Source organism: Roseivirga sp. BDSF3-8, from assembly GCF_041449215.1.
Taxonomy (GTDB): domain Bacteria; phylum Bacteroidota; class Bacteroidia; order Cytophagales; family Cyclobacteriaceae; genus JBGNFV01.
This window is the reverse complement of the sequence record NZ_JBGNFV010000001.1, coordinates 1,510,615-1,534,084: the sequence shown is the minus strand read 5'-3', so window position 1 is coordinate 1,534,084 and position 23,470 is coordinate 1,510,615. Positions and strand designations below refer to the sequence as shown.

Annotated in this window: 20 protein-coding genes; 10 read left to right on the top strand and 10 right to left on the bottom strand. The window is 47.2% G+C overall.

The features are described from left to right. Positions 1-2 precede the first annotated feature (2 nt). Both AB9P05_RS06130 and AB9P05_RS06125 read left to right on the top strand, forming a co-directional pair. Complete coding sequence (locus tag AB9P05_RS06130) at positions 3-1,154, top strand: DUF4249 family protein (protein WP_371907931.1); 1,152 nt, start codon at positions 3-5, stop codon at positions 1,152-1,154. Between the two features lie 51 nt (positions 1,155-1,205). Continuing rightward, on the top strand, positions 1,206-3,551 hold the full coding sequence (locus AB9P05_RS06125; RefSeq protein ID WP_371907930.1) for a hypothetical protein: 2,346 nt from the start codon (positions 1,206-1,208) through the stop codon (positions 3,549-3,551). A gap of 230 nt (positions 3,552-3,781) precedes the next feature. On the opposite strand, the gene AB9P05_RS06120 is transcribed toward AB9P05_RS06125, so the two are convergent. From AB9P05_RS06120 to AB9P05_RS06100, 5 genes are all read right to left on the bottom strand, one after another. Beyond that, the gene (locus AB9P05_RS06120) at positions 3,782-5,086 is read right to left on the bottom strand and encodes an ABC transporter permease (protein ID WP_371907929.1); all 1,305 of its coding nucleotides are present in this window, start codon (positions 5,084-5,086) and stop codon (positions 3,782-3,784) included. 2 nt (positions 5,087-5,088) lie between these two features. Next, the gene (locus AB9P05_RS06115) at positions 5,089-5,991 is read right to left on the bottom strand and encodes an ABC transporter ATP-binding protein (RefSeq protein ID WP_371907928.1); all 903 of its coding nucleotides are present in this window, start codon (positions 5,989-5,991) and stop codon (positions 5,089-5,091) included. A gap of 142 nt (positions 5,992-6,133) precedes the next feature. Continuing rightward, complete coding sequence (locus tag AB9P05_RS06110; protein WP_371907927.1) at positions 6,134-7,957, bottom strand: TrkH family potassium uptake protein; 1,824 nt, start codon at positions 7,955-7,957, stop codon at positions 6,134-6,136. Continuing rightward, on the bottom strand, positions 7,954-8,961 hold the full coding sequence (locus tag AB9P05_RS06105; RefSeq protein ID WP_371907926.1) for a bifunctional heptose 7-phosphate kinase/heptose 1-phosphate adenyltransferase: 1,008 nt from the start codon (positions 8,959-8,961) through the stop codon (positions 7,954-7,956). The genes AB9P05_RS06110 and AB9P05_RS06105 overlap by 4 nt, the downstream gene beginning before the upstream one ends. Continuing rightward, positions 8,961-10,157 carry a pyridoxal phosphate-dependent aminotransferase gene (locus AB9P05_RS06100; RefSeq protein ID WP_371907925.1) on the bottom strand — a complete coding sequence of 399 codons (1,197 nt, stop codon included), beginning with the start codon at positions 10,155-10,157 and terminating at the stop codon, positions 8,961-8,963. Before AB9P05_RS06100 ends, AB9P05_RS06105 begins: the two co-directional genes overlap by 1 nt. A gap of 263 nt (positions 10,158-10,420) precedes the next feature. Between AB9P05_RS06100 and AB9P05_RS06095 the strand changes: the two genes are divergently transcribed. Beyond that, complete coding sequence (locus AB9P05_RS06095; RefSeq protein WP_371907924.1) at positions 10,421-10,846, top strand: hypothetical protein; 426 nt, start codon at positions 10,421-10,423, stop codon at positions 10,844-10,846. 194 nt (positions 10,847-11,040) lie between these two features. Next, positions 11,041-12,435: a sigma-54-dependent transcriptional regulator gene (locus AB9P05_RS06090; RefSeq protein WP_371907923.1), complete on the top strand. Its 1,395-nt coding sequence runs from the start codon at positions 11,041-11,043 to the stop codon at positions 12,433-12,435. Here AB9P05_RS06090 and AB9P05_RS06085 read toward each other — a convergent pair whose 3' ends face one another. Beyond that, a complete protein-coding gene (locus AB9P05_RS06085) occupies positions 12,436-15,069 on the bottom strand; it encodes an ATP-binding protein (protein WP_371907922.1) in 2,634 nt (877 codons plus the stop codon). It abuts the gene before it with no gap. A gap of 215 nt (positions 15,070-15,284) precedes the next feature. Here AB9P05_RS06085 and AB9P05_RS06080 point away from each other — a divergent pair, with 215 nt between their 5' ends. Then, entirely contained in the window at positions 15,285-15,749 is a 465-nt protein-coding gene (locus tag AB9P05_RS06080; protein ID WP_371907921.1) for a hypothetical protein, read from the top strand. A 6-nt stretch (positions 15,750-15,755) separates the two neighbouring features. Here AB9P05_RS06080 and hemE read toward each other — a convergent pair whose 3' ends face one another. Next, positions 15,756-16,793 carry a uroporphyrinogen decarboxylase gene (hemE, locus tag AB9P05_RS06075; RefSeq protein WP_371907920.1) on the bottom strand — a complete coding sequence of 346 codons (1,038 nt, stop codon included), beginning with the start codon at positions 16,791-16,793 and terminating at the stop codon, positions 15,756-15,758. A 123-nt stretch (positions 16,794-16,916) separates the two neighbouring features. Here hemE and sdaAA point away from each other — a divergent pair, with 123 nt between their 5' ends. After that, positions 16,917-17,825, top strand: coding sequence for an L-serine ammonia-lyase, iron-sulfur-dependent, subunit alpha (sdaAA, locus tag AB9P05_RS06070; RefSeq protein ID WP_371907919.1), 909 nt, complete (start codon positions 16,917-16,919; stop codon positions 17,823-17,825). A gap of 46 nt (positions 17,826-17,871) precedes the next feature. On the opposite strand, the gene AB9P05_RS06065 is transcribed toward sdaAA, so the two are convergent. Genes AB9P05_RS06065 through upp form a run of 3 tightly spaced genes read right to left on the bottom strand, consistent with a single transcriptional unit; the run spans position 17,872 to position 19,933 of the window. Next, positions 17,872-18,309 (bottom strand): hypothetical protein, encoded by a 438-nt coding sequence (locus tag AB9P05_RS06065; RefSeq protein WP_371907918.1) that lies wholly within the window; start codon positions 18,307-18,309, stop codon positions 17,872-17,874. Continuing rightward, on the bottom strand, positions 18,310-19,260 hold the full coding sequence (locus tag AB9P05_RS06060) for a calcium/sodium antiporter (RefSeq protein WP_371907917.1): 951 nt from the start codon (positions 19,258-19,260) through the stop codon (positions 18,310-18,312). A 13-nt stretch (positions 19,261-19,273) separates the two neighbouring features. Further along, positions 19,274-19,933: a uracil phosphoribosyltransferase gene (gene upp / locus AB9P05_RS06055; protein ID WP_371907916.1), complete on the bottom strand. Its 660-nt coding sequence runs from the start codon at positions 19,931-19,933 to the stop codon at positions 19,274-19,276. A gap of 205 nt (positions 19,934-20,138) precedes the next feature. Between upp and AB9P05_RS06050 the strand changes: the two genes are divergently transcribed. From AB9P05_RS06050 to obgE, 4 genes are all read left to right on the top strand, one after another. After that, on the top strand, positions 20,139-21,050 hold the full coding sequence (locus AB9P05_RS06050; protein ID WP_371907915.1) for a M20/M25/M40 family metallo-hydrolase: 912 nt from the start codon (positions 20,139-20,141) through the stop codon (positions 21,048-21,050). Positions 21,051-21,155: 105 nt separating this feature from the next. Further along, positions 21,156-21,692 (top strand): hypoxanthine phosphoribosyltransferase, encoded by a 537-nt coding sequence (gene hpt, locus AB9P05_RS06045; RefSeq protein ID WP_371907914.1) that lies wholly within the window; start codon positions 21,156-21,158, stop codon positions 21,690-21,692. 73 nt (positions 21,693-21,765) lie between these two features. After that, the gene (locus AB9P05_RS06040; RefSeq protein WP_371907913.1) at positions 21,766-22,341 is read left to right on the top strand and encodes an adenylate kinase; all 576 of its coding nucleotides are present in this window, start codon (positions 21,766-21,768) and stop codon (positions 22,339-22,341) included. A 75-nt stretch (positions 22,342-22,416) separates the two neighbouring features. Continuing rightward, complete coding sequence (obgE, locus tag AB9P05_RS06035; RefSeq protein ID WP_371907912.1) at positions 22,417-23,433, top strand: GTPase ObgE; 1,017 nt, start codon at positions 22,417-22,419, stop codon at positions 23,431-23,433. The last annotated feature ends 37 nt before the right edge of the window (positions 23,434-23,470 follow it).

Genomic DNA, 23,470 nt, shown 5'->3' with positions numbered 1-23,470 from the left:
TTTTGAGATTTATATCAGTGATAAAAATAGTGAAAGAGCTAACTATCAGAATATTTACCTTAGGGGTAATAGCTTCCGTAATTTACGGCTGTACCACCCCCTTAGATAATGAAGTGGCTACAGGTGAGCAAAAGTATGTGGTATATGGGTATATCCACAATGGAGAGCCTCCCTACACCGTCGAGATCAACCGCAGTCAGTTATACTCTGGAAGGCTCAATGGGATAATATCTATTTCCGGAGCTATCGTTACCCTGCATGAAGAAGGTGGTGCTGAGGAAATACTACAGGAAGTGGCTCCGGGTCAATATCAATCCTGCACCAAGGAAATTCAGGGGACACCCGGTAAAGCCTATTGGGTCTCTGTTTTTCTTCCGTCCCGGGGCTTCTCATACGTTTCTGCCAGGGAAGTAATGCCAGAACCAGTAGTGATAAATGACTTAGAGATAGAGCCTGCCGTTAGAGACATCATTTCTCCCGGAGACTTCCAGGTAGAGCAGGAAGGCCTGATTGTAAAAGTAAGTTTTGATGACGATCCTGAGCAAAGTAACCAATACTTTATTAAGTATAAGGGTACGTATAGCGTTACCACCAGACCCCAGGATGCGGTAGCCGGTGCAGGAGGACAGTTCACTGTACCTGCCCCCGAGCCTTGTAGTGGCTACATCTACAATGAAAACCAGGGCCTGATCCAGGTGGAAGAATGCAAATGCTGTGTCTGCTGGATAGTAGAAGATTTAGCAGACCCCATTTTATTAGATGATGACCGTTTTGCAGGGAACACCATTCAGGGATTAGAAGTGGTATTTGTCCCTAACGGGGCAGGCAGCCAACGCGTGGGGAATGATTACTGGATAGGCGCCGAGCTCAGAAACATGACGGCCGGCGCCTGGGACTATTGGGATGTCTTACTAAAGCAAAAGAACGGAGATGGAACCATTTTTCAGCCTCCGCCATCACCACTACCCGGTAATATTATAGCAGAAGGAGAGGCCCCTCAGGCTTTGGGGTATTTTTATGCTGCTTCCAGGGATATCTATGGGATTTCTGGAGAACAGTTAATTCCTATGGGGCCCTCTGAAAATGAACAGGACTTCAGTTGCTTGCGGTACGATAATAGTGTCAATGTAAAACCTGATTATTACCCCTACTGATAAGTCGAGAAATATACTTCTCTGCATGTTAAGCTTATTAAAACCTGAGATATGGGACTAGTGAAAAATATTACTCACATGACCGTGGCAGGCGTGCTGCTGGTACTTTCCATGATTCCTGCAATAGGAGTGGCCCAGGTGCCATCTTTAATTATGCAAAAATATAACCCGGAAGGATACCCCGATGTGAGTGAAAAGGTATTTCTCCAACTTAATCAGGATTTATTTTTGCCGGGAGAAACCATGTTTTTCACTGCCTATCTTATAAACGGAGTCACCGGGCAGCCTAGTGGCTTGAGCCGTTTAGTTCACTTAATGGTACATGATGCTACCGGATCACTCAGAGAGCATATAAAAGTCATGGGCGACAGTGGTGTGGTAGCCGGTAGCTACACTTTTCCCCAAAACCTTCCTCCCGGTAATTATACATTGACAGCCTTTACCCGATGGATCGAGGGCTTCGACCCTGTACCCTATTACCAAACTTCTATTCGCATAGTAGATGAGGACACAGAGCCCATTGCTTCAGTCAAGAAAGGTTCCACAGTTACATTTTATCCCGAAGGAGGCGCACTCGTAGAGGGTCTTACTGCCAAAGTGGCTTTCTTGCTTAATGGCGATGCAGAAAGTTATACTGGTGAGGTCGTAGATGACCGGGGCGAGCAGATTGCTTCAGTAAAATTCAATAAGCTAAAGGAAGGTGCCTTTACAGGCGAGTTTATGTTACAGCCCAGGGCTGAGAAGCAATATAAACTCAGGTACAGGAAGGACTCTGCGGAGGGAAAAACCGTTCGTTTACCAAATGTACAGGAAGAAGGCGCCCTGCTTACCTATAGAGGGCAGGCAGGTGACAGGTTCAGGTTTGCCGTACAGGCCTCACCCAAACTCCTTAAGAATAAAGACAACGATTATCATCTTTTAGTCAGAAAAGGAGGGGTATTAGTGTCCTATGCAAGCTTAGGTAATATAAAGAGAAATGGCTCTTTAGCGGAAATTCCTGTGACAGACATGCCCCGGGGGCTACTTGAAGCCATTCTGACAGACGATGCCGGAAATCGCCTGAGCACTCGTTGGTTTCTGAATAGCATGACTACGGCCAACCTGCAGGTAACCGGGCTTCAAAAAGTTCATCAAACCAGAGAAGGCATAAGGCTGGATATCAGGATTAGTGGAACAGGTGGGCAGCAGGGCACATTGACAGCTGCTATTACTGATCGGCCTATGACATATAGCCCCAACCTTGAATTTAGTATGGCAACTCCCGGTCGGGTCTCCGGCAATAGTGAAACTGCTATGTTGAAAGAATTCGATACAGCTACCTGGCTTTTGGCCTTACCTCCTGCACAGGAAGTAAAAGTAGTACCAAACGAAGAAAATGCAGATGCCCTGGAAAGCTATATCAAACTTAATGGCCAGATAACGGATACATTGGGAAACAAGGTGAATGAATCTCTCCGAATAATGGCCTATTCTACCAGACAGGATCAGCTCTATGCTTTTGACACGGATGAGAACGGCTCATTTTCCATCCCCGTATTATTTCGTCACACCGGCATAGAAGAGTTTAGCTATCAGATAGAAAGTGATCGTAAAGACCTTATGTTACGGTTTTTTGACACCCTCCCCCAGTTTGAAATATCAGCTCCGGCAGTACCCATCCCTGCCAGGGAGGTGATAGAGACCATGCTCAAAAGAAAAGAAATCGAAGAGATTTACTCCTTTTTTGATTCATCACCTGCTGATGTAGATACCACTGAAAAACAGTCAGAAATCTTTTACGTACCTGATTTTTCTGTCAGCCTTGATAAGTATATGCGGGTACCCAATTTCAAAGAAGTTATTCGTGAATATGTTAATCCAGCCGCTGTGAGACGCCGCAACGGAAAGGAATATATCAGGATATTTAATAGAGAGACAAAGGCATTTTACCCTAAAGAAGCCCTAGTATTCATAGATGGTCATCCTATTTATGATATGGACAGGGTGCTCAATCTGGAAATGCGAGATCTGGAAAGAGTTGATATCGTACAGAACTCTGCAAAACTTATCAAATACGCAGAAGGACCGGAAAGAGGAGTAGTATTTATTTACACAAAAGGAGGAGACTACAAACCCGATAAAAACAGGGACCAGTATGTGGCCAAATTTTCCGGACTTAGCGAGGTGCAGGAGGTTAATATTCCTGAAATAGAGAAGTCGTCCCCTAAGCCCTATTTTCGGTCTCAATTACTCTGGGAGCCATATATTAGTACTGATGCATCTGGCTCGGCTACAATAGAATTCGAAACATCAGATGCTACAGGCACTTATTACCTTACCATATCCGGGTTTACAAAAGACGGGCAGCCTGTCTATTATTCGCAGCCTTTTGAGGTGCAGTACAGTCCTGCGCAATAAGCGGCTTGGCGGGCATTAAAAATAAAAGAGGCTGTCTCAAAAGGCAACCTCTTTCTTTTTGTTCAAAATATAATTTTGCATTCCTCGTAACTACCGAGAGGTTGTACCCGGTCGCGTTCGACCGGGTCGCGTCCGACTTCGCTATGCAGAGTGGTTGAGGTGATTTTCAAAATATTGTTTCGTAGAAAAAGATGTCCCGCTACTTTTAAGACAGCCTCTTTGCTGTTTTTTTATTGCTTCTGCATAAACCACTTAGCCAGCACCTTGTAATTTACCTTAGTGCCATGCATCAGAATGCCCACCCGGTAAATGCGGCTGGCCACCCAGGTCGTAAATACAAAGCCCCCGATCAGCATAACCATACTTAGGACCATCTCCCACGGCGGTACGCCAAAAGGCTGACGGGCCATCATAATTACCGGACTGGTAAAGGGAAAGACTGACAGCCAGAAGGCCAGTGTGCCATCAGGGTCATCCAGTACAAAAGCCAGGGCAAATACCGATAGTATGAGCGGGATGGTAATAGGCAGCATAAACTGCTGCGAGTCCGTGTCGGAATCTACCGCTGAACCTACAGCGGCAAACAAAGCCCCGTAAAGCAGGTAGCCGCCAAGAAAGTAAAACAGGAAGACCCCCACCAGGCTGGTGAAATCAATGCTGTCTATGGCTGACTGTAATTCTACCAGGCTTTCCGCGCTGCCACTGGCCCCACCTGGCCTGGCTGCCTGTACCTCCTCAAACTGCTGTTTTTGCTCATCTGAAACCTGGCCACCCAGTAAAGCGGCTCCGGCTGACGAAAGGCCTACTATAAGTACTATCCAGATAATAAACTGAGTAAGGCCTACTGCCGCCACACCCAGTATTTTGCCATATAATAACTGGAGAGGTTTTACAGAAGAAATAATGACCTCCACGATCCGGTTCGTCTTTTCCTCCATTACCCCGCGCATGATCTGTGCACCATACAGGAATATAAAGAAATAAGTAAAGAGCGAGAGAGCATAGCCAGTGCCAAAAGCCGCAGCTGCATTACTTTCCTTTTCCTCATCCAGAGGGAAAGTTTCCAGGCTTACATTCGGCTTTAGGTCCCGGATCAGTTCAGCATCCAGGCCCGATTGCTGCAACTTCACATCCTCTATAACCTGCTCAATATTTCTTTCTATCGACCGGATAGTACTCATACTCGGGCTACCAGAAGTATAGTATTTTATTCCCTCCGGTTTGTCTATATCAATGGCAGGGATATACAGGATTCCATCAGCGTCCGACTCCTCCAGGTTCTTTTTAGCATCATCAAGCGTGTTGCTGATATATAAATAATGCACCCGGTCAGACTCCTTAAACGTTTTGGTAAACCGGCCACTTTCATCAATAACCTGTATCACCTTTGTATCGGCAGAGTTTACTGCCAGGTAACCAAAAAGGCCAAATATTAATACCAGGGCGATCGGCGTAGCGATGGTTATGATCAGAAAAGACTTCTTCCTGACCCGGGTCAGGTACTCTCTGGCGGTGACTAATAGTATTTTATTCATGATCAGGCGCTTACTTCCTGGATAAAAATTTCATTAATGCTAGGGATCTTTTCCCTGAAGCCGTTTATCTCCGTCTGGCTGATAAGCCGGTTCAGAAGTTCATTAGGCCCCGACCCGTTAAGGATTCTTACGGTAGTCTCCTGGTAGCCCTGCTCCGTCTCTCCCTTAGCCACTACTTCAAAACCATCAGCATCCAGGGTAAACTCACCTCTGTGATCCACGATATAGGTATTCGTGCGGTGGTTTTCTTTAATAGTTCGCTTAGGGCCATCCAGTATCTTCTTAGACTTATTGATGAGGGCAATGTGGTCGCACAGTTCCTCTACCGATTCCATCCTGTGCGTACTGAATATGATACTTGCTCCCTTTTCCCTCAGTTCCAGTATTTCGTCACGGATAAGGCTCGCATTTACAGGGTCAAAGCCACTGAATGGCTCATCCAGAATAATCAGCTTAGGTTCATGCACTACTGTAGCTATAAACTGGATCTTTTGCTGCATACCCTTGCTCAGGTCCTCGATGTTCTTGTTAGCCCAGGCCCTCATGTCCAGCTTGTCCAGCCAGTGTTTTATACGTGTAACAGCGTCCTTTTTTTCGAGTCCTTTCAGCCGGGCAAGATACAGGAGCTGGTCACCCACCTTCATCTTCTTATACAGGCCCCTTTCTTCCGGGAGGTATCCTATCGTCCTGATATGTGCTGGTTCCAATGGCTTACCACTGATATATACCTCACCATTATCCGGCGCTATGATCTGCGTTATGATTCGGATAAGGGTGGTTTTGCCTGCACCATTGGGGCCCAGCAGTCCGAAAATGCTGTTTTTAGGCACCGAAAGGCTTACATCTGACAGCGCCGTATGTTCCGCATACCGTTTAGTCAGGTGTTTTACATCCAGGATATTCAAGTTCTTATTATTTAAGTGATCCCTACCGGGCGCTTAACCCGGTGGATAAGATGCACTTAAAATAAAACCCTGTCATTGATTTATCTAAATTTTTTTTAAGAATGGGAGTCCCAGTCTGACAAGCGGTAAAGTCCCCGTGGTATCAACCCACCATAAAGTGAGCCCTCGGGTATTTATAGTTCTTACTGCTCGCTCTTGTACTGAGTGCCAAAGCAAAAGTTAATGTACCCACCCTGCCCAGGAACATGCTGATGATTATCATGATACGTCCCCCCGCAGACAAGTCAGCCGTAATCCCTGTACTCAGGCCTACAGTCCCAAAGGCAGAAACATGTTCAAAGGCAAGATCCAAAAGGTCAAGCCCCGGCTCTGTAAGTGTGAGAACAAATATGCCGATCAGGTTAATTGAGGCCGCAAAAAAGAAGATAGAAAGTGCCTTGAAAAGCATTTCATTAGGAATGTAGCGACGCCCGATCTCGATCTTTTCCCGGCCCCGTAGGGTAGAGGCTACTGAGACCACGATGAGATAGAAGGTAGACGTCTTAATACCACCCCCTACCGAGCCACTGCTGGCACCTATAAACATCAGGAAGATCATAACCAGGAGTGTAGGCTGACGCATTTCGCCTATATATACCGTATTGAAGCCTGCGGTCCGTGCCACCCCTGACTGGAAAAAGCTGGTGATAGCCTTTTCCGTAAAATTCATGCCTTTCAGTGTATTGTCATACTCCAGTACAAAAATTACAATCGTACCGAAAACTAATAGTCCAAGCGAGGTAAATACCGCTACTTTGGTCGCCAGTCGCCAGTCCTTCCACGGGTTTTTAAAGCGGTCCCTGAGACGCTGAATGCTGAAAAGATCCTCCAGCGAGGAAAAGCCCAGGCCGCCCAGGATTACAGAAGTTACCACCACCATATGCAGTATATAGCTGGTGCGGATCACCGGCTCATACAGATTGTTAGTAAAGGTGCTGAATCCGGCATTACAGAAGGCACTTATAGCATGAAACAGGCTGAAGAACAGCTTGTCAGAGGTAGAGTCAAAATACCCATCCGCATTCCACGTATGATATATGAAGAAGAAAGTCCCCGCCTCTATCACCAGCGTGATTAAAATAATCTGCTTTAGCAGGCCACGGGCAGAAAAGAGGCTTTCACTGCTAAGGAAGTCCTGGATAAGAAGTTGCTGTTTTATACCTACCCCCTGTCTCAGAAAGGTAGCAAAGAACGTGGCGAATGATACAATACCCAGCCCGCCAAGCTGTATTAGGATCATGATGATCAGCTGCCCCTTGAAGGTAAAATACGTAGCTGTGTCCACTACAATGAGCCCCGTAACACAACTGGCGCTGACGGAAGTAAATAACGCCTCCAGAAAGGGCATACTGCCTTCCCGTACCGTCATAGCCGGTAGCATCAGCAGGCCCGTACCTACCGCAATCAGCAAAAGAAAGGAAAGAATAAATGTCGTTGCTGGCTTAAGCGTCACCTTCGCCAGGTTCAGGCTCGCCTTGGTTACCTCAAAACCAAGGAGCAAAAACATGAAAATGGTAATAAATACCTGATAGAACGACTCATAATTGTTGAATCCCAAGGCAGAAAACACCCCCTCCAGCAGCAGGTTTCCAAGCAAGTAGTTACTCACCCCGTTAAGAATGATAAACGAGACAAGCAGCGACTCAAACAGGTTATCTTTCAGGAATTCCCGCCGCCTGAATGCGTATATTATGCGTACCCCAAATGAGATTACAAAGATCACAAAGATGAAGTCCAGCCAGTTGAATATCCGCGTTACCTCTCTTTCGCGCGGTTCAAACCCATACACATAAATGAGCAGACCCAGCGCAGCGATGGAGGCCAGAAGTGTGATAGCCCTCGTAAGGGCATAGGCTGTTTGCCGGCTTCCGTACAGGAAGTTATTCAGGCTTTCCGAGAATTGATTTTTGAGGCGTTTAAGCTTCATAGTTCTTCATGCAGCTTACACCGCCGGGCTTCATCAAAGAGTCGACTTTTATTAATAGGTACTACACCCAGATGCTCGCACACCAGCCCGCCCCCCAGGTTACTCAAGGCCGCTATCATTCGTACCGGCAGGTTCAAAGCCAGAGCCAGTGAGGCTATACTTACCACTGTGTCCCCCGCACCACTCACATCGCTGATATCGCGCACATGGGCAGGTAAAAAATGCAATCCCTCTTCACGGTGGTTTATAGCCACCCCTTTCTCAGATAGTGTGACCAGAGTGTGTTGTGCCTGGATCTTGTCAGCCAGCGTTTTTATAGCCTCTCCAAGTCGGGTACGGTCTCCGTGGTCAAACTCTATTTTAAGCCCTTCTTTCAATTCTTTCAAATTAGGCTTAAAGAGTGAGACCCCGCGGTAAGCCATGAAATTCCTCTTCTTCGGATCCACCACAGTAGGTATGCCCTTCTCTCCAGCCAGTTTTACAGTTTCCTCTATGACCGTTGCATTCAGACACCCCTTATCATAGTCTTCAAATATCACCACGTCACAATCACCCAGTAATTTCTGTATCCTGTGAAGAAGGGCTGCCTGTTCCGTACCGTCCAGGTTTTTATCAGACTCATTATCCACACGGAGCATTTGCTGAGAGCCTGATAACACCCGCTCTTTCATCGTGGTAGGGCGTGCCTGACTGGTAATAATGCCTTCGTCAGTCAGCCCATTATCCGCCAGTAACCCCCTGAATTCCTGTCCTTCCGTGTCATCCCCTACCAGCGCACACAGCACTGGGGTGGCCCCCAGTGCCTGTACGTTAAGAGCCACATTTGCTGCCCCACCCAGTCGCTTTTCACGGCGTGTAACCGTTACTACCGGCACCGGTGCTTCCGGCGATATGCGCTCAACTTTACCCCAAATGTAAGAGTCGATCATTACGTCCCCTATTATGAGGGCACGCAGTCCGTTTAGCCTTTCAAATAACTCTTCCAGTGATGAAACTCTATCCATTAATTCAGTTTTCCAAGCGCCTCAGCTATTCGGCGGAAAGCCTCTTTGAGCTCTTCCACAGAGGCCGCATAGCTTATCCTCAGGCAGTCAGGTGCGCCAAAAGCCTCTCCGGTAACCAGCGACACATGTGCCTCTTCCAGCAAATACATGCACAGGTCAGTAGCATTATCTATTTTTCTTCCTTCGTATGACTTGCCAAAGTACGAGCTCACGTTAGGGAATACATAAAAAGCCCCCTGAGGCGTATTAGCCTGTATCCCCGGTATGTCTGCGAGCAATTTCAAAACCATATCACGGCGCTCAAGGTAAGCCTCAGCCATCTTTTTCGTAGGCTCCTGGTCACCCCTGAGTGCTGCCAGTGCAGCCCGCTGCGCAATGCCATTCGTGGCAGAGGTAAACTGCCCCTGCATTTTATTACAGGCTTTTGCTATTTCCAGCGGGGCAGAAATATAGCCTACGCGCCAGCCAGTCATCGCATAGCCTTTACTAAAGCCATTGACCGTAATAGTCCGGTCACCCATGCCCGGTATAGCCGCCATGCTTGCATGTCCTCCGCTAAAGTTAATCAGCTCATATATTTCGTCAGCTATTACATACACGCCTTCATGTCTTTTCACTACCTCCGCGAAGGCTTCCAATTCAGATTGCGTGAATACCGTACCTGTGGGATTACACGGTGAGCTGTAAATGATGGCCTTAGTTTTAGGCGTGATCGCCTCTTCCAATTGGCCGGGAGTTACCTTAAAGTCATTTTCAATGCCGCCATGTACAAACACCGGTGTCCCCTCAGCCACCTTAATGATTTCGGCGTAGCTTACCCAGTAAGGGGAGAAGACTACAACCTCATCACCCGGATCAAGCAGACACAGCATAACATTAGCTATGGACTGCTTAGCCCCTGTAGACACCACAATATTAGCCGCAGTGGTTTCTATCCCATTATCACGCTTTAGTTTTTCAGCGATAGCCTCTCTCAGGTCCTGATAACCCGGCACAGGAGGATATGAAAAATAGCTTCCGTCATTAATGGCGTCAATAGCCGCCTCCCGGATATAGTCCGGTGTTTTAAAATCTGGTTCCCCCAGGCTTAAGCTTATCAGGTCAATGCCCCGAGCTTTAAATTCACGGGCCTTCTGGGCCATGGCAATGGTGGCAGATTCTGCCAGTCCGCGTATACGCAACGAAAGGTCGCTCATAGGTCTATCACATTTTGAATGCGTCCAAAAATAACGATTGTTCTTTTCAGATACCAAAAGAATAGCGCGCCTTGCAAAATATTCCCGTATCGGGGAGGATACTTTACCCGGTGTGGGGAATTATTCCACACTCTGGAATCGTCAAATAGCCCTTTTTTGCGTTTGTGGTACGTTTTTAAGCTTGGTACGGAATTAGTAATTATGAGAGCGTAACGACAGCACAACAACTGTTTATTAAACCTTAACAATAACATTTTTACGTCATGAAGAAGACTTTTTTAATAACTGCATGTGCACTGATGACGACTGGTTTTGTAAGCGCACAATCTCTGGCAACAACTGAAGCTGCATATAATAACACCGAAATTGAAGTAGTGGACCCCCTCAAAGAGGCAGAAGTGAAAAGGACTCCTGTAGGAGTAGAAGAACTTCCTGAGCAGGTGGTAGTAGCTTATAGCGAAAGTCAGTATGCTGACTGGGATATCTCAAAAGCATATAAAGTTGAAACTAAGGAAAATGAAACCATGGTCGTAACATACGAGCTACACTTAGGGGAAGGCGAAATTGAGATGACCGAAGGTGAAACAATAGAAGAACCCGCTATGGGAGAGCCCTCTACTGAGACCGTACTGGTAATTGATGAAGCCGGTACTTCTGTACAAGAAAAAATCGACGACTCAATAGAGTAATCCCTTTTAAGTACAGTGTAAAACAGTACGATCATAAAAGCCACCTGCTGCCAGACAGCAGGTGGCTTTATTTATATAGGCCGTTCAACATTGCTCTTTTTGTTTATTTAGGGTAGTGAAATGGCATTTAAACGGAATACCCCGATTTCCGTTATTCACCTTGATAATCATATTACACAGCGTAATTATCAAGTGTGGCACGAATATTAATTGTCGAAGATGACAGGGTTTTTTCAGGACTTCTGGAAAAATTTCTTAGTAAGAATGGCTACCAGCCAGAGACGGCACGGAGTGCTGCCAATGCAGCCGAACTAATGGCACAGCATGCCTATGACTTTGTAATCAGTGACTACAGGCTGCCTGATACAACTGGTATAGAGCTCATGCATCAGTTGAGAAAAGCTCAGCCAGAACTTCCCGTGCTGTTAGTGACCGGGTATTCAGATACCCGTGTGGCTGTCCAGGCCATGAAGCAGGGGGCAGTAGACTACGTCCTTAAGCCCGTTAATCCTGAAGAAGTGCTACATACCATCCGTACAGCTCTCGCCACTTCTGCCAATTTACAGGAGCAGCCGCCAACCCAACCCCAAAACACACCAGCTCCCCCTCATGCAGGCCAGTCATCAGACAATTCCTTTATCAGTGGCACCGGGCCAGCCATGCAGCAGTTGATGAAGCATGTAGACCTTGTAGCCCCTACAGAATTATCCGTGATTATCCAGGGCGAGAGCGGTACCGGTAAAGAATACCTTGCCAGGGAAATATATCGCAGGAGTAAACGAGTTCACAAGCCCTTTGTAGCCCTTGATTGCGGGACACTCACCGGTCAGCTTGCCGATAGTGAATTATTTGGTCATGCCAAGGGAGCATTTACTGGTGCCTTAAATAGCAAAAAGGGCCAGTTTGAACATGCTTCAGGTGGGACCCTGTTTTTAGATGAAGTGGGCAACCTCTCCTATGAGGTACAGGTAAAGCTTTTACGAGCCTTACAGGAAAGAAAAATCAGGCGTATAGGGGAAAATGATGATATACCGGTAGACGTTCGCATTATCACCGCCACCAATGACGACCTCAGAGATAAGGTCGCGAACGGAGCCTTTCGTGAAGATCTTTACCATCGACTAAACGAGTTCTCCCTTCTCCTTCCTCCAGTTCGGGATCGTGGGCAAGATGTCTATCTTTTTGCAGGGCATTTTTTAGAAAAAGCTAACCAGGAGCTGGGAACCCAGGTAAGCGGGTTTAGTGATGATGTAGAAGCCCTATTTGCCGTATACAAGTGGCCAGGTAATCTGCGCGAAATGCGAAATATTGTCCGCAGGGCCGTACTCATCACCGGCAGCGGCCCAATTGGGCGAAATGCCCTGCCTCAGGAAATGTTTTGCAATACCGCCATAGCCACCGCAGAACCCGCTGCCCCCCAAAGCCAAAACTCTTCTGCTTCACTTCATAAAATGAATGAGGAGAATGAAAAAGAGTTAATTATCAAAACCCTTAACGATACCCGGTTTAATAAAAGTAAAGCAGCCAGAATCCTTAAGATCGACCGCAAAACACTCTATAATAAGATGGAGAAATATGGTCTGCTTTGATCAAACCACCGCGTAGTCTTCACGCAATATAGCCAGAACCCTTTCCGTATGAATGATCACTTTTTCCGTCTTTGCCTTCATATCAGAGGTTAGCTTTTTGTTCTCCACGTCAGTTTCTATTTCACGCAGCAGCTCAGCCGCAGGATGGATATTAAAGTGAGAGTATCCGGGAAACATCTTGTGAGAAATATTCTTAAGCCCCGGCACATCACCCCGCTCCAATACACGGATCAGTTCTCGCAGGTTTTCCTCCGTTTCTTCAATAAAGTCCTCCACTATCTCGCGTATAGCCTCCGGATCATCACCCGTAAAACGCTTAAGGTCATTGAGGTCATATACAGGTAACTTATCATTAGCAGGGGCATTAGCCTTCTCTCTATCATCCATATTCCCTGCCCTATGTCTCGCTTTTTCAGTCAGAGGCACTTCACCCATATAAAGCAAAAGCTTTTCTACCAGTTCAGTTTCTTTATAAGGCTTCAGCAGATGATCATTCGCCCCCTCATTATACATAAGCTGCAGGTCCTTCTTCAGTACATTCGCCGTAAGAGCCACCACAGGGACGGCGCGCCGTTTGGTGTCCTTCATGCCCCTAATCGCCCTCACTACCTCCACCCCGCTTACCTCCGGCATTTGCATATCCAGTAGCATAAGATCCCAGTCCTCTTCATTAGCCAGCCTTATAGCATCAGCGCCATTATTTACCAGCTTATAGTCCAGCTTGTATTTGTCCAGGATTACCCGCAGTAGTTTGAGGTTAAAAGCATCGTCGTCCACACCCAGCAGCCGCTTTCCTTCCAGCGAAGCTTCCGAGGCTTCAGTAAACACCGTTTCGGTAGTTTCCACAGGCATGTCCGTTTTCTGGTAAGGAATTTCCAGCGTAAACGTACTACCCTTTCCTACCTCACTCGTCACTTTAATCCGGCCATCGTGCATTTCCACCAGACGCTTGGTGATTGCCAGCCCAAGTCCCGTACCGCCATACTTGCGGGATACCGTACTGTCTGCCTGCTTAAAGCTGTCAAAGATATTCTTCAGGCTTCCGGAAGAAATACCCGCACCCGTATCTTTTACATCCAGCCTTACACGCATTTTCTTCTCAGACTCCTTTATAAGCTTGCAATCGATAAAGACCTCTCCGTTGTTAGTGAATTTGATCGCATTACCCGCCAGGTTTATCAGGATTTGGGCAAGGCGGTGAGGGTCCCCCAGAAAGGCCTGGCCCAGCCTTTCATCCACCTCATAGTAGAAGTTCAGGCCCTTTTGTCGGGCCTTGTTCTCCAGGCTCAAAAAGACCTGGTGAACAACTGATTTTATGTAGAAAGGTATTTCCTCTAGAGGTAATTCACCTGCTTCAATCTTCGAGTAATCCAGTATATCATTGACCAGGTGAAGCAGATGCCCGCTGCTATGCTTAAGAGCATCAATGTATGGTTGCTGAGCATGCTGCACACCGCTCTTCTCCAGTTGCTCCGTAAATCCCACAATCGCATTTAGCGGCGTCCTGATCTCATGACTCATGTTGGCCAGAAACTCCTCCTTTACCCTCGCAAGCCGTTCGCTTTCTTCCTTAGCCCTTACCAGTTGCTGCCTGTAAAAAATACTCTTTCGTATATCGCCGCTGATAAGGCTTACAAATAACAGGCTCGTAAAGAAAAACACACCAAGTATCACCGCTATCGTGCGGGTGCTGCTCTGAGCGATATTCTTTGCTTCTTTACTATTAGTTACCGCACGGACTATCTCATCCTCCTCTACCTCGCTGATGATCGTCTGGATTTTATCAACGATCTTGGCATTGGTCTGAACCAGATCCGTTTCCCTCACCTCAAGCAGGCGGCGGTAGCGGAGCTCATCCTGCGTAAAGCCGGATAAAATCTTTTGAATGTCCTGCAATACCGTGTCCTTTTTAGCAAGGGCTATAGTATCCGTTACCGTCCGGACCTTCTTACGGACCTGTTGCTTCTCATTTGCCCGTTCCTCCTCAGCGTCTTCCTCATTGGATTTTTTGGTAAAGAAGCTCCCTATATTTCTAAAAAAGCCTTTGTTCTCTTTTTCTTCCTTCTCGGCAGACTCAGGCTTAGGCTCAGCATCTTCTACCTTCACCTCAGTAGTAATATGCCTGAGCACATAGGCACTATCCTGTTGTGTTTGCTTGTTTTTTGCTACCCGGCGGGATATTTCACGGAAAGCCTTTTCAGTGAAAACCTCATTTTCATATTGACTTCTTAGCGCAGTCAGATCCTCCATCTTTTTCATCCGCTCACCCAGCAGCAGCGAGATAGAGTCAAGGCGTTCCTGCTGCACCGGTTGGCTGGCAAGCATATCATACATGTCCGTCAGCTTGCTTTGCAGTTCTTCCGTTTTTTGCCTGTGCGTTTGCAGGTAGGTAGTGTCAAAATCCCGCAAAAACTGATTCGAGTTATACTCAAGCCGGGAGATGTCCGCCAGTATCCTGTTTAGCTGGATCAGTTTATTATTTGGTGCAGCTAGCCTTTCTACACTATCCTCCAGGCGGTTGAAACTGGTATATGCGATCACTCCCGCCACAGCCAGCATAACAAAGGCCACCATAAACCAAAGGATTACTTTATTTTTGGCTGTATGTTCCGGTAAGCGTTCGGGCTTTCTCAAATTGATCTGTTTGCTTTCAGACAGGAAGTTAAAAATTGAAAATTTTCCCTGTCAAACCATTTAAAAATACGCGGATCAGTCCCTTTTATTTTGTAAATTAAGAGAATAGAACAACATTCTATATAACTCAATTACTGTAATTTCAGTTTAGGCGCTAAATTTTTTTCGATATCCGGACAGAATACTTATTCAATAATGTCCCCTTTGTACTTTTTATGGAAACAAGCAGTAACAAACCGGGTGCGTACCACGATGCCACTTATTCATCAGAAAAGCTAAGGCTGGAAAAGCTTCTGTCTGCCTATCCCCATTGTATTGTCGACATTGGCCAGGCAGCAAAGCGTGAAGTGACCCCCGCCTTTAATTCCAAAGAACCCCTAAACATTATGATAGGACTGGAAGAGCCGGGAGACCTTCCGCGAGTATGTGAAATATTGCAAAAAGATGGTTTTGTCAGAGTGAAAGACCATGAAAAGGTTTTTCCCGACCAGCGTTATTTTGTCAGGCTCAAACCCAGGCAAGCCTATACAGAACTGGAGCCGGGACAACCCCTGCCTTCCCCCGAGAGGATCAAGCAAACCCATCATATGCATGTGGTACCACTTGGCTGTCGCTTTTGGCAGCACCATATCGGCCTCCATAAAAACGTCAGACGCAGTACCTCAGGCTCTTCTTCCTGACCTTTTTCAGCGCAGAGTCGTACTGTACTCCTTTACCGTGTCAATAAAGCAACGGACTTTGTCAGGGTCCGTATCCGGATAAACCCCATGCCCCAGATTTGCGATATGTCTGTAAGGCCCAAAGGCGTCCAGCATCTTCTTTGTAGCTTCCCTTACCTGGTCATAGCTGCCATATAGTGCACAGGGGTCCAGATTGCCCTGCAGAGTCTTTTCCTTACCTACCAGCTCTCTGGACTCCTGAATGTCCATGTTCCAGTCCAGGCCTACCGTGCGGCAGTCCAGCTTACCTATCGCTTTTCTGGCAAAGTAAGCTCCTTTTGCAAATACAGTAACCGGCACCTCCGTAATAGCGCGGCATATTTTATCGATATACTTCAGCGAAAATGCCTCATACTGATCCGGTGATAAAATGCCCGCCCAGCTATCAAATACCTGCACAATATCTGCCCCTGCGGCTATCTGCGCTTTAAGGTAAGCAATTGTGGAATCTGTGATTTTCTCCAGCAGAGCATGAGCCAGTGCTGGGTTACGATACAGAAGTCCCCTCGCCACGCTAAAGGTTTTACTGCCGCTACCCTCCGTCATGTAAGCAAAAATCGTCCAGGGGGCTCCCGCAAACCCGATAAGTGGGACTCTGCCATTAAGCTCCCTCTTAGTGATCCGTATAGCTTCCAGTACATACCCAAGGTCAGATTCAGGATCTGCCTGCCTCAACCCCTTCATGTCCTTCTCACTACGGATAGTGTCAGGAAAGAAAGGCCCCTTTTTCTCCACCATTTCATAGGGCAGGCCCATAGCCTCAGGTATCACCAGGATATCTGAAAAAATGATCGCTGCATCCACCCCCAGCAAGTCTACCGGTTGTATAGTTACCTCAGCTGCCAGTTCAGGTGTCTGCACCAATTCGATAAAGCCACTCAGGCTGTTACGGACTGCGCGGTACTCAGGAAGTATCCTTCCGGCCTGGCGCATGAGCCATACAGGAGTTCTTTCAGTCTTTTCGCCTCGGGCTGCGCGCAGCAGCAGATCATTTTGTAATTGCATGGGGCAAAGATAGGGTAAAATTTATTTTCAACCGGAACATTTGGGTAAGGACAAAGCAATGTCGAATTTTGTTATCTGAAAGCAGGAAATTGCCTGCCTAGTGAATCAGAAAACCCAAGAATTATGAGCCTACTGTTTGACGACTTTGCCGGCTGGAAAACCTATTGTCAGGAAAATAGCAGCAAGCTGTATGAGCCTGTGCTAACCTATGAAAAAGAACAGCGTGGGCATGAGGAAGCCGAAGTGTGGGCCCACCTCCAAAAGGCCTATGATGTGATGAAGGAGGCCGTTCATGCCGGACTCAATGAAGAGATGTCCAGCAGGAGTGGCATGATTAATAATGGCGCTAAAAAAGTCTTTAACCATCCCGTTTCCGTTCTCTCCCCCGAATTTCAAAAGCTTATCAGCAGAGCCCTCGCAGCCAAAGAAGTGAATAGCTGTATGGGCCGTATTGTAGCAGCACCCACTGCCGGTGCCTCAGGCATTCTCCCCGGAGTGCTCGTCACCCTGCAGGAGTTGCACAAGCTCGAAGACAGGCAGATTCACGAAGGACTACTCGTTTCCGCAGGAATTGCCCTCATTATCGAACGAAAAGCCTCACTGGCTGGTGCTGTAGGAGGCTGCCAGGCTGAGACAGGCTCCGCAGCAGCAATGGCAGCCGGCGCTATAGTATACTGCCTCGGAGGAGATGTTGATCAGGTATTTAATGCAGTGGCCATCACTATTCAGTGTATGCTAGGCTTAGTTTGCGACCCCGTGGCCGGCCTCGTCGAAGTACCCTGTGTGGTACGTAATGCCAGTGCCGCTGCAATCGCCAATTCTTCTGCACAGATTGCCCTCGCACAGGTTAGTGCCGTTATTCCGGTAGATGAGTGCATCGATGCAATGGGAGAAGTAGGGCAAAGCATGGAAGAGCGCTACAAAGAGACAGCCATGGGCGGCCTGGCAGCCACCATTACCGGAAAGTCTATTGCCAAAAAAGTCCTTATTCAGGACATTGAATTGTTAGATGACGACCAGGGGCAGGAATAATAAGTTCCTGTCTGCTTTCAGTAGCCTTCAAATAGAGTTCCTTCAGCTATATCGCATGCTTGATAGCAAAGTGAAATATAGTAGACATGGCCGAAGACCACAGTATGGCGCTTAGCAGCATGTAAATCAGGGTTTTGCGAACCTCCCCGCCCAGAGTACTTACCAGTAAGGCACCACCGATTGGTGTAAAGATGAGAGGCGTAAGTAAAGCCACCCCGGCAATACCATACTTCTTCCAGATAAATACAAAGCGGCGATTTCTTTTGGTAAATCGCTTAGGCTTTTTGTTTCCCCGCCGTTTCATGTACCAGGCCCTGATCTGTTTTCCGAAAAAGGTAAATATCAGAACACTCGTCATCATCCCCAGAATAGTGACTATAACTGTCTCCAGCCAGGTAAATCCCATGGCCGGGCCCATAGTAGGGCCGGCGATGAATTTTAGCATACTCAGAAGATAGACAGATAAGTATTTACCTATTTCCATTTAAAACATAATCAGGTACGTGTAGAAAAAATAAATGCCCAACAGGATAATCCCTTCATAACGAAAGATTTGCCGCCTGTGCAGCATCATAAGGAAAACTAAAAAAGTTATGCCCAGCATCCATAGCATGTCTATCTCCAGGATAGCATCACTTACAGAGACAGATTGAATCACACTGGTCACGCCTAATATCGAGAGAATGTTAAAAATATTTGAACCCAACAGATTGCCTAGCGCGATATCCGTTTCCTTCTTAAAAGAGGCTATACAGGCTGTTACCAATTCTGGTAAGCTGGTACCCAGAGCCAATACAGTAAGACCTATTATCCGTTCCGTAACGCCAAGGTAAACGGCCAGTGACTGAGCACCACCCACAAACCATTCAGCTCCATAGTAAAGCCCGATACATCCTATTAGTATAAACATCAGATCCTTCCATAAATGTTTGGATGGAGCCGCAGGAATATCAAGTTCTTCCTCTAATAATTTCATCGCTTTGGTTTCCCGGCGCGATCTGCGGATGATATACCAGTTATAGGCAATCAGGATCAAAATGAAGCAGATCCCTTCCCAAATAGTTATCAGGCCGTTCTGTGCAGTCAGATAAAGCAACACACTTGCCCCGAACGTCATCGGCCAGTCTATCTTTAGGCTCGTTCCCTGTACTTTTACAGGGTTTATGATCGTGGTGATCCCAAGCACCAGGGCCAGGTTACAAATATTACTGCCTACCACATTGCCCATAGCCAGGTCAGGGCTGCCAGCCAGGGCAGATTTTATACTGATGAGCATTTCTGGGGCGGACGTACCGAAAGCCACTATAGTCAGGCCTACAACCAGAGGAGAAAGGTGCAGCCGCAACGCTATGCTGGACGCACCGCGTACAAGCAACTCACCTCCCACTATCAGGATCACCAAACCGGCTAATAAGAGTCCAATATTTTCAAGCATGGAAATAGCTTAGTTAGTTTTTCGGGCCAAAGGCCAGGTCCCCCGCATCGCCCAGGCCAGGCACAATGAAGGCATTTGCATTCAGCTTTTCATCTACTGCACCTACCCACAGGCTGAAAGGCTGGCGGATATTATCTTTCAGGTAATTCACACCTTCTGGTGCCGCTATCGCTGAAGCAATATACAAGTGAGACGGTTTGCCCTGTTTATTAATAGCCTCTACCGCGTAGAGTAGCGACTTTCCGGTGGCTAACATAGGGTCTGCCAGAAGTACCGGGCGCCCAGCCGTGTCGGGGAGGGCGGCATACTCCAGTGCCACACTTACTTCACCATCCGAAGACTCTTCTTCACGAAATGCTCCGATAAATCCACTTTCCGAACGGTCAAAGTAATCCAGAAAACCATCGTAAAAGGGTAGGCCGGCACGCATCACCGTTACCAGCACCGGAGACTCCGTCAGCCTTACTGCTGCCGTTTTTGCCAGAGGTGTCTGTACCGTAGTATCTTCAAAGGGCATACGACGGCTAATTTCATAGGCCAGTATCTGACCTAATCTGCGCAGATTCCTTCTGAATCTGGATCGGTCAGTTTGTACCTTTGTGTCTCTCAGTTGAGCCAGAAACTCACTGGCCACCGAATGCGTATCCGTTAATATAAAGGTGCCGTTGGTCACGTCAGGCTTTCTGTTTAGCGCGTAGTTGAATAAGCGTGCAAATTCAAACCCTAAATATAGCTGAATTTATCAGCGATTATATAGGATATTGGCCAAAATATGCCCGCAAATGCGGCTGTCAGTTTCTGCTCATCGCGGCCCGTTAGGATTATCCCCTTAAAAACCGGTAGCTTTGTGCCCTTCTTTACATTCGATCCTAATACTAATGGAGCTACTTAAAACCCTGTGCGAGATACATGCACCTTCAGGCAATGAATCAGCCATGACTGATTTTGTGCTGGATTATGTGAAGTCCAATAAGTCAAAATGGACCGTCCAGCCCAAAGTCATAAGCGGAGATAGTTTTCAGGACTGTATTATCCTCGTCTTTGGTGAGCCCCGGACCGCCATTTTTGCTCATATGGACTCTATAGGGTTTACCGTTCGGTACGAAGATCAACTGGTACCCATAGGAGGCCCGCAGTCTGAAAGCGGCTACCGCCTTACCGGACAGGATGCCCTCGGTCCCATAGAGTGTGAGCTCCTAGCCGACGACGAAGGTGGACTCAGCTATAAATTCGGCCGCGCTATCCAACGAGGCACCGATCTCGTGTTTAAAACCAACTTCCGCGAAAGCCAGGAGTACGTTCAGTGCTGCTATATGGACAATCGCCTCGGAGTTTATAATGCCTTGAAAGTGTGCGAGACACTGGAAAACGGCTGTGTCGTATTCTCCTGCTGGGAAGAGCATGGAGGGGGGTCCGTTCCCTTTCTCGCCCGTTACATTCATCATAACTATGGCGTAAAACAAGCCCTTATTTCCGATATAACCTGGGTCACCGGTGGCGTGCATCATGGCAAAGGAGTGGCCATCAGCTTGAGAGACCGCCACATACCCCGTAAAAAGTATGTAGATCGTATTCTCGAAATAGCTGAGGAGTCCGGTATAGACTATCAGCTTGAAGTCGAAGGAAGTGGAAGCAGTGACGGCCGTGAGCTTCAGCAGAGCCCTTACCCCTTTGACTGGTGCTTTGTGGGAGCCCCCGAAGATAACGTACATTCACCTGATGAAAAAGTGCATAAGCATGACATTGAATGTATGATTGCCCTGTATAAAGAGCTAATGGCAAAGCTGTAATAAGGTTTCTTGCCATACTCCGGTGACCCTTCGCCGGTTTTTTTTATATTTGCGCAAAGCCCTGACCGGCCGGTTGCAGGGCATTTTTTATTTTTACTACGCCCCATGACTATCAGGGACAAGGAATTTGAACCGTATATATTTGAGGAGCAGATTCTGACACGTATCAGGGAAATCTCACGGGATGTCAATAAAAGCTATGCCGAGAAAAACCCCCTTTTTGTCAGTGTGCTTAACGGCTCTTTTATGTTTGCTGCCGACCTCATGAAGGAGATATCCATCAGGTCGGAAATTTCTTTTGTCAAGTTCTCCAGCTACCAGAATATGGACAGTACAGGAGAAATTAAAGAACTCATTGGCCTTAATGACGAGGTAAAAGGCAGAGATATTATCATCATAGAAGACATCGTGGATACTGGTCACACAATGCACCATCTTTTAGGAGACATTGAAAAGTTCAAGCCAGCATCTGTTGCCATCTGTACCTTATTATTCAAGCCCGATGCCCTTAAAAGAGACATTGACCTGGAATACGTGGGTTTCTCGATTCCTAATAAATTTGTGGTGGGGTATGGACTTGACTATGACGGCTATGGCAGAAACCTCCGGGATATTTACCAACTTTCTGAAAGTTCTTCCTAGGCCCCATTTTTAAATCTTTGCCTATATTGAATTTTATTTATCTCTTTGACTGACTGGTAAACCTATATCGATAATGCTTAATATCATATTATTTGGCCCTCCCGGTGCCGGAAAGGGTACACAGAGTGCCAAACTGATTGACAAATATAACCTCACCCATATTGCTACCGGTGATCTTTTCAGAATGCACCTTGGTGAAGGTACCCCCCTCGGACTTAAAGCCAAGGAATACATGAATGAAGGCCTTCTCGTACCCGATAGCATTGTTATCGGTATGGTAGAGGAAAAAATAGCCACTACTCCGGATCCAAAAGGCTTCATCTTTGACGGATTCCCCCGTACAGTGGCCCAGGCAGAAGCTCTTGATAGCATGATGTCACGTAATGGCATGAGCATAAATGGTATGATCGCCCTGGAGGTGCCCGACCAGGAGCTCAAAGTTCGTATCGCCGAGCGCGGTAAGACCTCAGGTCGGGTAGATGACCAGGACCCTGCCAAGATCGAAAAAAGGATACAGGTATATAAAGACGAAACCCTTCCCGTAGCCAATTATTACGATAAAAAGGGCAAGTTCGTATCCATCAATGGGGTAGGCTCTATTGAAGATATTTTCTTCCGCATTATTCACGAGATAGATAAGCTATCCTGAACCGTGAACTTTATTTCATGATAAAATGCTCATTAACGTGTATTCGTTAGTGAGCATTTTTTATTCCCCTTACTTATGGCACAGTCCAACTTTATCGATTACGTAAAATTTTGTTCCCGCTCAGGAGCCGGCGGCGCTGGTTCCGCTCATTTCCGCAGGGAAAAGTTCGTTCCTAAAGGAGGCCCCGACGGAGGCGACGGCGGTCGTGGCGGGCACATTATTCTCAGAGGTAATGCCCAGCTTTGGACATTGCTCCACCTTAAATATAAAAAGCATGTGATCGCCGGTAATGGAAAGCCCGGTGAGGGAGGCAAACGAACCGGTGCCGATGGAGAAGATATTATCCTCGAGGTACCCCTGGGTACCGTCGCACGTGTAGCCGAGACAGGCGATAAACTTCTTGAAATTACAGAAGACGGTCAGGAGGCAATACTTACCCCGGGCGGCCGCGGAGGGCTCGGCAACGACCACTTCAAAAGCAGCACCAACCAGGCCCCCAGACATGCACAGCCCGGTGAACCCGGACAGGAAGTATGGATTATTCTGGAGCTTAAACTCCTTGCCGATGTAGGACTCGTAGGCTTTCCCAATGCTGGTAAATCCACCCTCCTCAGCGCTGTTTCTGCAGCCAGGCCTGAAATAGCTGACTATCCATTCACCACCCTCGTCCCTAACCTCGGCGTAGTGGGATATCGCGACTTCAAGTCTTTCGTAATGGCCGATATTCCCGGTATTATCGAAGGAGCTGCCGAGGGGAAAGGGCTCGGACTAAGGTTTCTCAGACACATTGAGCGAAATTCCATCCTCCTCTTTCTCGTACCCGCCGATGCGGATAATGTAGCTGAGGAATACCAGGTTCTGCTGAAGGAACTCGGAAAATACAATCCCGAGCTACTCGATAAAGATCGTCTCCTAGCCGTATCAAAGGCAGATATGCTGGACCAGGAGCTGATAGAAGAGATGAAAGCAGAACTTCCCCAGGGCATACCGGCATTATTTATTTCCTCTGTTACAGGCAAGGGAATAGATTCACTGAAAGACCTCATATGGGAGACACTCACCCGCTACGATCAGGCGCTGGAAGATGAGTAAGGTGCCATCTTGACAGGTATAATCAAGTTGGCAACAT